Here is a 9,216-nt window from a genome sequence, read left to right as displayed (position 1 = left end):
AACTTTAGTATTTGAAAATCAAAACGATTTTCTAATTACCTATTTTGGCAACCGCTTTGCTTCTTCCCAAACTTTAGTATTTGAAAATCAAAACGATTTTCTAATTACCTATTTTGGCAACCGCTTTGCTTCTTCCCAAAAAACGTCCATTTCCCCAAGTGTCATATCTGATAATGGTTTGTTTAAGTCTTTAGATTTTTGCTCTAAATATTGAAAACGTTTAATGAATTTTTTATTTGTTCGCTCCAAAGCACTTTCTGGATCAACTTTTAAAAAGCGTGCATAATTAATCATTGAAAAGAGCACATCGCCAAATTCACTTTCTATTTTATCCTGATTATTTTGATTGACCTCTTCTTGTAGTTCTCCTAATTCTTCTTGTACTTTTTCAAACACTTGATGTGGTTTTTCCCAATCAAATCCAACACCTGCTACTTTATCTTGGATTCTACTGGCTTTTACCATAGCCGGTAAACTTTTGGGAACACCTTCTAAAACGCTCTTTTTTCCTTTGCCTTCTTTCAGTTTTATGAGCTCCCAATTTCTTTTAACATCAGCTTCGTTCTCAACAGTTACATTTCCGTAGATATGAGGATGACGATTAATAAGTTTATCACAAATGCTGTTACAAACATCTCCAATATCAAAGGCTTTTTTCTCACTACCAATTTTAGAATAGAAAACAATGTGAAGTAACACGTCACCCAATTCATTTTTAACCTCTTCTAGGTCATTATCTAAAATAGCATCACCAAGTTCATAAACTTCTTCTATGGTAAGGTGACGTAAGGTTTCAATGGTTTGCTTTTTATCCCAAGGACATTGTTCACGCAACTCATCCATAATGACAAGTAGACGCTGAAAAGCTTTTAGTTGATGAGTTTTATCAGACATAATCTCTATTTAAAACTTAAAAATACAACGGTTTCACTCAGATAGAAATTCTAAGTAATAAATAATATGAACAATCTATTAACGGGCTTATTCTTCCTCGTCTGCAGTCACTTTGTTATCGTCCTCTAAAGCACCAAGCATGTCATGCTTTTCAAGTAAATTGTACCACTGCACAATTTTTTTGATATCACTAGCATACACTCTATCTTCATCATAGTCTGGTAAGACTTCAAAGAAATACGCTTCTAACTTGTCTTTAGAATCTTTATGACTTATCGAGGTTTGCTTTGAATCTTCTTTGTCTCTTATTTTTTTTAAGACGTCTCTAAGTGGTAACTCTTCTGTTAACGTATACACAGCGATTTCACTCAATACACTTATATTACTGTGGATATTCACAGAAACCTTTTTGTGATCAATTAGAGATTCTACAACAAAACCATTTCTAGTTTGTGTAATAATTTTATATAATCCTGGTTTTCCTGAAATGGAAAGTATTTTATCTAAAGTCATAATATATTTTAAGTATTAGCGCTTCTTCTTCATAAGTGGGAAACGCATCCTGTAATCTACTTTTATTTTTCCTTTGGAAATGTTTACTAATTTCCCTTTTATTAAACGTTTTTTTAGTGATGATAGCTTATCGGTGAACAAAATACCCTCAATATGATCGTATTCGTGCTGAACAACTCTCGCAATCAAACCGTCATAAACTTCAGTATGTGTTTTAAAATTTTCATCCTGATACTTGATAGTCACTTTAGGTTGTCTAAATACATCTTCTCTCACATCAGGAATACTCAAACAGCCTTCGTTAAATGCCCATTCATCACCTACTTCTTCTAAGATTTCAGCATTAATAAATGTACGCTGAAAATTTTTAAGTTGCTCCTGCTCTTCCTCAGTAAACTCGTCATCTTCTGAAAAAGGCTCAGTATCTACAAGAAAAATTCGTATCGGCAAGCCTATTTGCGGTGCAGCTAATCCAACACCAAAAGCACCATACATAGTTTCTTTCATGTTCTCGATAAGCGCCTCTAGATTAGGATAATCTTTGGTAATATGCTCTCCTTTTTTTCTTAAAACAGGGTCACCATAAGCAACAATTGGTAATATCATTATATCGTGATTTTCGGGTGCAAAAGTACAATTTTTGTTATTATTTAAGAATTTTTAAGACGGATTCTGTAAATAACTCTGTAAGATAATTGTCGCGCTAATCTCATCAATCAACGCTTTATCTTTTCGTTGCTTTTTTTTGAGTCCGCTATCAATCATTGTTTGAAATGCCATTTTAGACGTAAATCGTTCGTCCACACGTTTTACAGGTATTTGAGGTATCTCTTTTTCTAAACTAACTAAAAACTTAGCGATAGACTCCTCACTTTCAGACGCTTCATAATTCATCTGCTTAGGTTCACCAACGACAAATAATTCTACTTTTTCTTCTGAAATGTACTGTTTTAAGAATACAATCAACTCTTTTGTAGCAACGGTTGTCAAACCAGAAGCAATAATTTGCAACTCATCTGTTACTGCTATTCCTGTTCGTTTTGTCCCAAAATCTAATGCTAATATTCTTGCCATATGACAAAGTTACTTTTATATTGTGATATGTTAAACAAAAAAAACGCTTCTTTACAGATTAAAGAAGCGTTTCAGAATAATCAACGATCCATTAAACGCATGACATTGTTTACCCTCTAACTTAAACAATTCATTACTATTTTAAGACACTGCATTTTTAGGTAAGTCTCATTTAAATAAAATTCTTTTAAGTATGGATCACAAAAAAATCTCTACTTAGCCTAAACCAATTTTAAAAACTTGAATTTATATTAATTGTATACGCAGAACAAAACATAACACTCTATTAAACAATAAATTACACACACAAACAACTATAAAGTCATCTTTATTTTCTATTAAATAAAATCCCCTCCTAGCAGATAAGGATGGTTTTATAAAAATTAGCCATTGATTAAGAGTTCACTTATTTAGTCAGCCACATTAATTTTATTTCACCATAATTTAATGATCTCAATTATACACTTATATTTGTAGAAATAGCTTAAAAAAAGATAATGAAACAACTACAACAAAATATAGAGAACGCGTGGAATGACAGGTCGTTATTAACTAATCAGGTTACTATTGACAGTATTAGAAGCGTTATAGACTTATTAGATGAAGGCACAATAAGGGTTGCAGAGCCTAGTGGTGATGGATGGCAAGTGAACGAATGGATAAAAAAAGCTGTGGTGCTCTATTTTCCTATTCAAAAAATGGAAACTCTAGAAGCTGGGATCTTTGAATATCATGATAAAATTCCTTTAAAACGCAATTATAAAAAGCGTGGAATAAGGGTAGTCCCAAATGCAGTAGCTCGTCATGGTGCTTATATTTCTTCTGGCGTTATTTTAATGCCAAGCTACGTGAATATTGGCGCTTATGTTGATGAAGGTACTATGGTAGATACTTGGGCAACGGTTGGGAGTTGTGCTCAAATCGGTAAAAATGTTCATCTTTCTGGAGGTGTTGGTATTGGTGGTGTTTTAGAACCTTTACAAGCTGCTCCAGTCATTATTGAGGATGGTGCGTTTATAGGCTCAAGATGTATCGTTGTTGAAGGCGTTCATATAGAAAAAGAAGCTGTTTTAGGTGCTAATGTCGTTTTGACGATGAGCACAAAAATCATTGATGTAACTGGTGATAAACCTGTCGAAATGAAAGGTAGAGTTCCTGCTCGCTCAGTAGTGATTCCTGGTAGTTACACTAAGAAATTTCCGGCTGGAGAGTTTAATGTTCCCTGTGCTTTGATTATTGGAAAGCGCAAAGAAAGCACCAATAAAAAGACCTCTTTAAATGATGCCTTACGTGAATATGATGTTGCCGTTTAAACTTGTTGTACTCATCAATTTCAAAACCTAAACACCAAATTCCAATGGTTTATTCTCTTCTTTTGGAATTTTGAATTTATAAATATGAAAATCCTAATTATCCAACAGAAAATGATTGGTGACGTCCTCACCACAAGCATCTTGTTTGAGGCCCTTAAAGCTGAATACCCTGATGCTGAGTTACATTATGTAATTAATTCACATACGTTTCCTGTAGTTGAAAATAATCCGTTTATTGATAAGTTTTTGTTTGTATCTCCCGAAATAGAAGATAACAAATCTAAGTTTCTTTCTTTTTTGAATGATATAAGAAAAGAAAACTACGACGCTGTTATCGATGTGTATTCTAAGTTTTCGAGCAACTTAATGACAAAATTTTCTGGAGCTAAAATTAAAATATCTAAGAAAAAATGGTATACCTCACATTATTACACACATACCTTTAGAGAGACCAAAATACCAAACACAAATGCAGGTTTAGCTGTTGAGAACAGATTACAACTACTGCAACCGCTTTGTGATGATTTTCCTGCGACATTAAAACCCAAGGTCTATTTATCACCTAAGGAGATTGAAGGTTCTAAACAGTTTTTAATCGATTCTAAAATAGATTTAGCTCAACCGTTATTTATGATTAGTGTACTGGGAAGTGGGGATAATAAAACCTACCCTTTACCTCACATGGCCGATTTAATTGATGCTGTTGTTGAACAGACCAACGGACAAATTTTATTCAACTACATTCCAAAACAGAAGCATGAAGCTAAAACCGTTTACAATTTCTGTAAACACAACACTAAAAAACAGATCTTTTTTGATGTCTTCGGGAATAGCTTGCGCGACTTCTTAGCCATAACTCATCATTGTACTGCGTTGATTGGAAATGAAGGTGGTGCTGTAAATATGGCCAAAGCGTTGAATATTTCGACTTTTACAGTATTCTCACCTTGGATCTTAAAAGAAGCTTGGATCATGTTTGATAATGATACAACAAATGTCTCAATTCATTTAAAAGATATAAAACCAGAATTATATCAAGGTAAGTCACTAAAAAAAATGAAAGGTGAAGCCTTTTCTCTATATGACTCTTTTCCTCCTGAGTTGATATTTCCGAAGTTAAAAGTTTATTTGGAGCAGTTCAAAAAGAAATAAGAATACAGATAACAGAATTGCTTGTGATTTCTTTGATATTAAATCTGCGCAACAAGAGCTGTTTTTTAAACTTCTGAAATGATGCTTACTCAATGTCCTTTAATACCTCCTAATCCATCTCTGATGAATTATTCTCTCTTCAAAAAGAAGTGAGAAGCCATATTTTGCTTTTTTATTTTGTTTTAGTTTCGAATTGGACTCCTAACTAAATACTGAAATTAAAATTTTTCAATCCCAAAAGGCGTTTTAATCACTTTCTGCTGTTTTGTAGTGGCTCTAATCTTAAGGTTTATTTCAATCATTTCAGGTTTAACATAACCTCTTTCATGATCTAAATGCAAGCAAATAGCACTATAACGCACTTGTTTCGCCTTGATTCCTGCATTGAATAAACGCTCTCCTAGTTCTCTATCTTCTCCACCATATTGCATTCGCTCATCATAACCATTGGCAGCAATAATATCTTTTTTATAACCCGATGCATTATGACCATTCCAAGTGGCAGTAGTTGGTGTTATTAGGTTTAGGAGTTTTTGCTTAAGCCCTTTCGCTGTGATTTTATTGTTTTTGAATGATGATTTGAGTCCGTGAGATGTTAACCAATCAATATTAAAACAACCTTGTGTCTTTATCTCTTCTTCGGAAATGAGCTCACTAATATCCATTGGTAATTTAAAATAACCTCCAGATAAGAAATAACCTGCTTCTCGTCTATTGATATGGACTTGTAAAAAATCTGCTCTTGCCAAACAATCACCATCTGTATACACTAAATAGTTTCCTTTTGCTGCTACAGTCGCTGTATTAAGAATAATAGTTTTTTGAAACCCGTTGTCTTCATGCCAAATGTGTTGGATAGGATAACTCACCTCTGTTTTCATAGCCTCAATCAAAGTTTTAGTCTCTAGTCCTGAGCCATCATCCGCAATAACAACTTCAAAATTATCATAAGTTTGTTTATCAAAACTCCACAACACTTTCTGTAACCACGTTGGGCTATTATAAGTACTAATAATTACTGAAGTATCTATTGTTTTCATTGGTTCAAAAATAGTTATTTTTACGCACATTCTTAACTTCCAATTTGAAAACCAACAAGAGTAACATATCGGCTTTGATGATTACCTATAATGAAATAAAACACATTGAGGAGGTTATTGATAATCTTGCTTTTGCAGATGAAATTATTGTTGTAGATTCTCATAGTACAGACGGCACATTCGAGAAGTTATCTGAAATGGATCATGTAACCGTAATTTTACGCGAGTTTAAAAACTTTGCAGATCAACGCAACTTTGCTCTTGAACAAGCGAATTGCGAATGGGTTTTCTTTATTGATGCAGATGAGCGTTTAAGTCTAGAATCTCAAAAGGAAATAGCAGAAACGATAAAAACAAATAAGGGTATTGATGCTTTCAAAATCCCAAGACGTTTTATATTTAATAAAAAAGTAATGCGATTTAGCGGACTTCAAACCGATAAAGTGTTCAGGCTATTCAAAAAAGGTGTTACTAGGTATCGTGAAGACAAATTAGTACACGAATTACTTGATTTTAATGGTGACTTCAAGGTTCTAAAGCATGATATGCTGCATTATTCATTTAGCGATTATGAAAGCTACAAACAAAAAACAGAACATTACGGGTTACTAAAAGCTCAAGAATTATTGAAAAAAGGTAAGAAACCAAATTGGTTTCATTTCTATATCAAACCAGCTTATAAATTTATAACTAACTATATTTTTAGATTAGGTTTTTTAGATGGAAAAGAAGGTTATATCATCTGCACACTCAATGCTCATGGTGTGTTTTATAGATACAAAGCGCTTGACCATTTACTTAGAACTTCTCCAGAATAAAATCCTATTTTTGAGTCGTTTTTTTCTGCGATAGCGATTTTGGAATTCTTCAGTATATTTCCACATGAGATGAACTATGTCATCATAATTTTCTCCTGAAGCTTTCGCATATTCATCACTCATAATTTCGACCATAAACTTGTGAGTTGTCAGCTTTGAAAAGTTCTTAATTCTTGTATCAAAGTCTAAATGTTTAAATTCCATACGGTTTAAATCCACCAAATAAAAATTGTAGTCTTCACCTACTTTTTTTATGAGCGTATTCCCTGGAGAATGATCTAGAAAATGAACCTCCTTTTTATGTAATCTATAGGTGAACCGAGTAAAAGCTCTAAGAATTTCTTCGTGATTTGGATATTCAAAATCTGTGGTTAACTCACGATAGGTCAACTCACAGTCCAATTGCTCACTTATATAATAGCTTTTTTTAAAAAGGAATGGTGTTTTAAACTCGTAATATGCCACAGGTTGTGGTGTGCCAATATCTAAACTTTGGAGCCATTTACCATATTCAAAAGAGCGTTGCGCTTTACTCTTTCTAAAAAAGCGATACGCAATTTGATTGATAAGGTTAGGAATTCTGAACGACTTTACGTTAAGTGTTTTGTCTTCAAGATTGAATAACTTAAGTGAGTTTCTATCTTGGTTACCAAAATCCTCTCCTTTAGTGTCATAATTTGTTATGATATCGTCTAAGAAGACCTCATTTGGTTTAAAGTTATCATATATTTGCTTCGCTCTACTCACTTAAATATTTATCAATTCCATGTTCACAGGAAACGGTTTTATTTTGTACTGCATCGACTTCCATTTGATGGTTTTCATCTAATTTATCTTTTGGTTTTTCGAAATGATAAATATGATACACGATAGCGATGTTTTTTAATCGTCGGTTTGATAAACCGTAGTTATGAAAACGTCTTCCTAACTCAGAGTCTTCTCTTCCCCAACCTTCAAAATCTTCATTGTAACCATTAACTGATATAAAATCTTCTCGCGCAAACGACATATTACATCCTCTGTTTTTAAGATTAAAACCATCACTTTCTTTATAAAAAGTGCTTAACAATGGTAAATATAATGCTCTCCCTCTTTTTTTTATACCTTTTGACAACACATTTAAACGCGTCTTTTGTTTTTTAAATAAAGAGTCTAAATGTGATTCTTTAATAGTCACTCGGCTACCAGAAAGATACATACCTTGATTTGCATAGCGCAAATGATCTTTTATAAATGATGGATGCATGATACAATCACCATCAACTTGAATGATATAATCACCCTCAGCTTTTGCCACAGCTTTATTAATAATCATCGCTTTTCTAAACCCTTCATCCTTTTGCCAAACATGGTGCAAAGGAATTTTAAATATCGCTTTGTATTGTGCAATAAGATTTCGTGTATCTTCTTTAGAACCATCATCAGCAATGACGATTTCAAAAGGCATCATTTTTTGTTTGAGGACACTTTTAAGCACCAATTCTAAAGCTTCTTTCCAGTTATAAGTGGAAATAACCAAGGAGGTTTTCATATGTGCTTCAAAATTCATGTACACAAAACTACAACTTTTATAAATTGAACTCAAACACAGATATACTATTAATTCTTTTTTTGGTTTCTTTGTCATAGATTAATACTATTCATGAAATTATTACAAATCACAGCATCTCCAGTTTGGAGAGGTCACGAACAAAAGATCATCTATCTCTATGAAGCCTACAGAGATCATAATACGTTTGAAGACCAATATATAGTTTGCGCAAACAACTCACCCATTTTTGAGGTTGCTACAGAAAAAGGAATGCAAGTGATTGGTTTTGATTTTAAGTCAGAATACGATTTCAAATTTGCTAAACAGCTCGCTAAGATTGTCAAAGAAAAAGATATTGATGTGGTTTTAATGCACAATAGTACTGCGCATACTCTAGCTGTGTTATCTCATAAATTCTTCGGTATGAAAGCACCTTTAGTGTTATGCAGAACATTAATAAGACGTGTTGACACCAATACACTTCGTAAATGGAAATACAATTACAAAGGCATTAAAAAAATTCTTTGTGTATCTAATGCTGTAGTCGATGTCTTGAAATATGCCGTAAAAGACTATAATAAACTAAGGGTTATTGGAAGTGTAACGGATCTTGATAAATTTAAAAAACAAGCACCTAATGGAATGCTCCATAAGGAATTTAACATCTCAAAAGACTATAAACTTATAGGAAACATAGCAGCTTTCACTGGTTTTAAAGATCACTATACTTGGGTTGATACCGTTGAAATATTAGTGAAACGTAAAACGGTAAAAGCGAAATATATTTTAGTTGGTATTGGTGAATTAGAAGATGAGATCAAGCAATACGTATCAAATAAAAATTTAAATGAACACATCATCTTTGCTGGTTTTAGAAAAGA

General features: G+C 33.0%; 11 protein-coding genes. 4 read left to right on the top strand and 7 right to left on the bottom strand.

Going from position 1 to position 9,216, the window contains the following annotated elements; genetic code table 11:
- Positions 1-108: 108 nt before the first annotated feature.
- The 4 genes from mazG to ruvX form a co-directional block, all read right to left on the bottom strand.
- Complete coding sequence (gene mazG, locus ACJAZK_RS14200) at positions 109-894, bottom strand: nucleoside triphosphate pyrophosphohydrolase (protein WP_415224596.1); 786 nt, start codon at positions 892-894, stop codon at positions 109-111.
- Positions 895-981: 87 nt separating this feature from the next.
- Positions 982-1,407, bottom strand: a complete 426-nt coding sequence (locus ACJAZK_RS14195) for a DUF5606 domain-containing protein (RefSeq protein WP_028872057.1) — start codon at positions 1,405-1,407, stop codon at positions 982-984.
- A gap of 15 nt (positions 1,408-1,422) precedes the next feature.
- Entirely contained in the window at positions 1,423-2,013 is a 591-nt protein-coding gene (def, locus tag ACJAZK_RS14190; RefSeq protein WP_415224595.1) for a peptide deformylase, read from the bottom strand.
- A gap of 54 nt (positions 2,014-2,067) precedes the next feature.
- Entirely contained in the window at positions 2,068-2,481 is a 414-nt protein-coding gene (ruvX, locus tag ACJAZK_RS14185; RefSeq protein ID WP_415224594.1) for a Holliday junction resolvase RuvX, read from the bottom strand.
- 497 nt (positions 2,482-2,978) lie between these two features.
- On the opposite strand from ruvX, the gene ACJAZK_RS14180 reads away from it, so the two are divergent.
- Positions 2,979-3,794 carry a 2,3,4,5-tetrahydropyridine-2,6-dicarboxylate N-succinyltransferase gene (locus ACJAZK_RS14180; RefSeq protein WP_415224593.1) on the top strand — a complete coding sequence of 272 codons (816 nt, stop codon included), beginning with the start codon at positions 2,979-2,981 and terminating at the stop codon, positions 3,792-3,794.
- A gap of 84 nt (positions 3,795-3,878) precedes the next feature.
- The gene (locus ACJAZK_RS14175) at positions 3,879-4,946 is read left to right on the top strand and encodes a glycosyltransferase family 9 protein (RefSeq protein ID WP_415224592.1); all 1,068 of its coding nucleotides are present in this window, start codon (positions 3,879-3,881) and stop codon (positions 4,944-4,946) included.
- Between the two features lie 218 nt (positions 4,947-5,164).
- Here the strand turns inward: ACJAZK_RS14175 and ACJAZK_RS14170 are convergent, their stop codons facing one another.
- On the bottom strand, positions 5,165-5,986 hold the full coding sequence (locus ACJAZK_RS14170) for a glycosyltransferase family 2 protein (RefSeq protein WP_415224591.1): 822 nt from the start codon (positions 5,984-5,986) through the stop codon (positions 5,165-5,167).
- A gap of 44 nt (positions 5,987-6,030) precedes the next feature.
- Between ACJAZK_RS14170 and ACJAZK_RS14165 the strand changes: the two genes are divergently transcribed.
- A complete protein-coding gene (locus tag ACJAZK_RS14165; protein WP_415224590.1) occupies positions 6,031-6,804 on the top strand; it encodes a glycosyltransferase family 2 protein in 774 nt (257 codons plus the stop codon).
- On the opposite strand, the gene ACJAZK_RS14160 is transcribed toward ACJAZK_RS14165, so the two are convergent.
- Entirely contained in the window at positions 6,781-7,551 is a 771-nt protein-coding gene (locus ACJAZK_RS14160) for a Kdo domain containing protein (RefSeq protein ID WP_415224589.1), read from the bottom strand. The genes ACJAZK_RS14165 and ACJAZK_RS14160 overlap by 24 nt on opposite strands.
- Positions 7,544-8,431 carry a glycosyltransferase family 2 protein gene (locus ACJAZK_RS14155; RefSeq protein WP_415224588.1) on the bottom strand — a complete coding sequence of 296 codons (888 nt, stop codon included), beginning with the start codon at positions 8,429-8,431 and terminating at the stop codon, positions 7,544-7,546. Before ACJAZK_RS14155 ends, ACJAZK_RS14160 begins: the two co-directional genes overlap by 8 nt.
- Before the next feature lie 15 nt (positions 8,432-8,446).
- Between ACJAZK_RS14155 and ACJAZK_RS14150 the strand changes: the two genes are divergently transcribed.
- Positions 8,447-9,216, top strand: a 770-nt coding sequence (locus tag ACJAZK_RS14150) for a glycosyltransferase (protein WP_415224587.1), incomplete at its 3' end; no start/stop codon positions are given.

The sequence above is a fragment of the Psychroserpens sp. genome (genome assembly GCF_047633235.1).
GTDB lineage: Bacteria > Bacteroidota > Bacteroidia > Flavobacteriales > Flavobacteriaceae > Psychroserpens.
Note: the sequence above shows the minus strand (reverse complement) of the source record. Positions and strands in the feature narration are given on the sequence as shown.

Excerpts from the sequence above, each read along its gene's own strand:
- ACJAZK_RS14170 (WP_415224591.1), bottom strand. The coding sequence starts at position 5,986 with ATGAAAACAATAGATACTTCAGTAATTATTAGTACTTATAATAGCCCA.
- def (WP_415224595.1), bottom strand. The coding sequence starts at position 2,013 with ATGATATTACCAATTGTTGCTTATGGTGACCCTGTTTTAAGAAAAAAA.
- mazG (WP_415224596.1), bottom strand. The coding sequence starts at position 894 with ATGTCTGATAAAACTCATCAACTAAAAGCTTTTCAGCGTCTACTTGTC.
- ACJAZK_RS14180 (WP_415224593.1), top strand. The coding sequence starts at position 2,979 with ATGAAACAACTACAACAAAATATAGAGAACGCGTGGAATGACAGGTCG.
- ACJAZK_RS14155 (WP_415224588.1), bottom strand. The coding sequence starts at position 8,431 with ATGACAAAGAAACCAAAAAAAGAATTAATAGTATATCTGTGTTTGAGT.
- ACJAZK_RS14175 (WP_415224592.1), top strand. The coding sequence starts at position 3,879 with ATGAAAATCCTAATTATCCAACAGAAAATGATTGGTGACGTCCTCACC.
- ACJAZK_RS14195 (WP_028872057.1), bottom strand. The coding sequence starts at position 1,407 with ATGACTTTAGATAAAATACTTTCCATTTCAGGAAAACCAGGATTATAT.
- ruvX (WP_415224594.1), bottom strand. The coding sequence starts at position 2,481 with ATGGCAAGAATATTAGCATTAGATTTTGGGACAAAACGAACAGGAATA.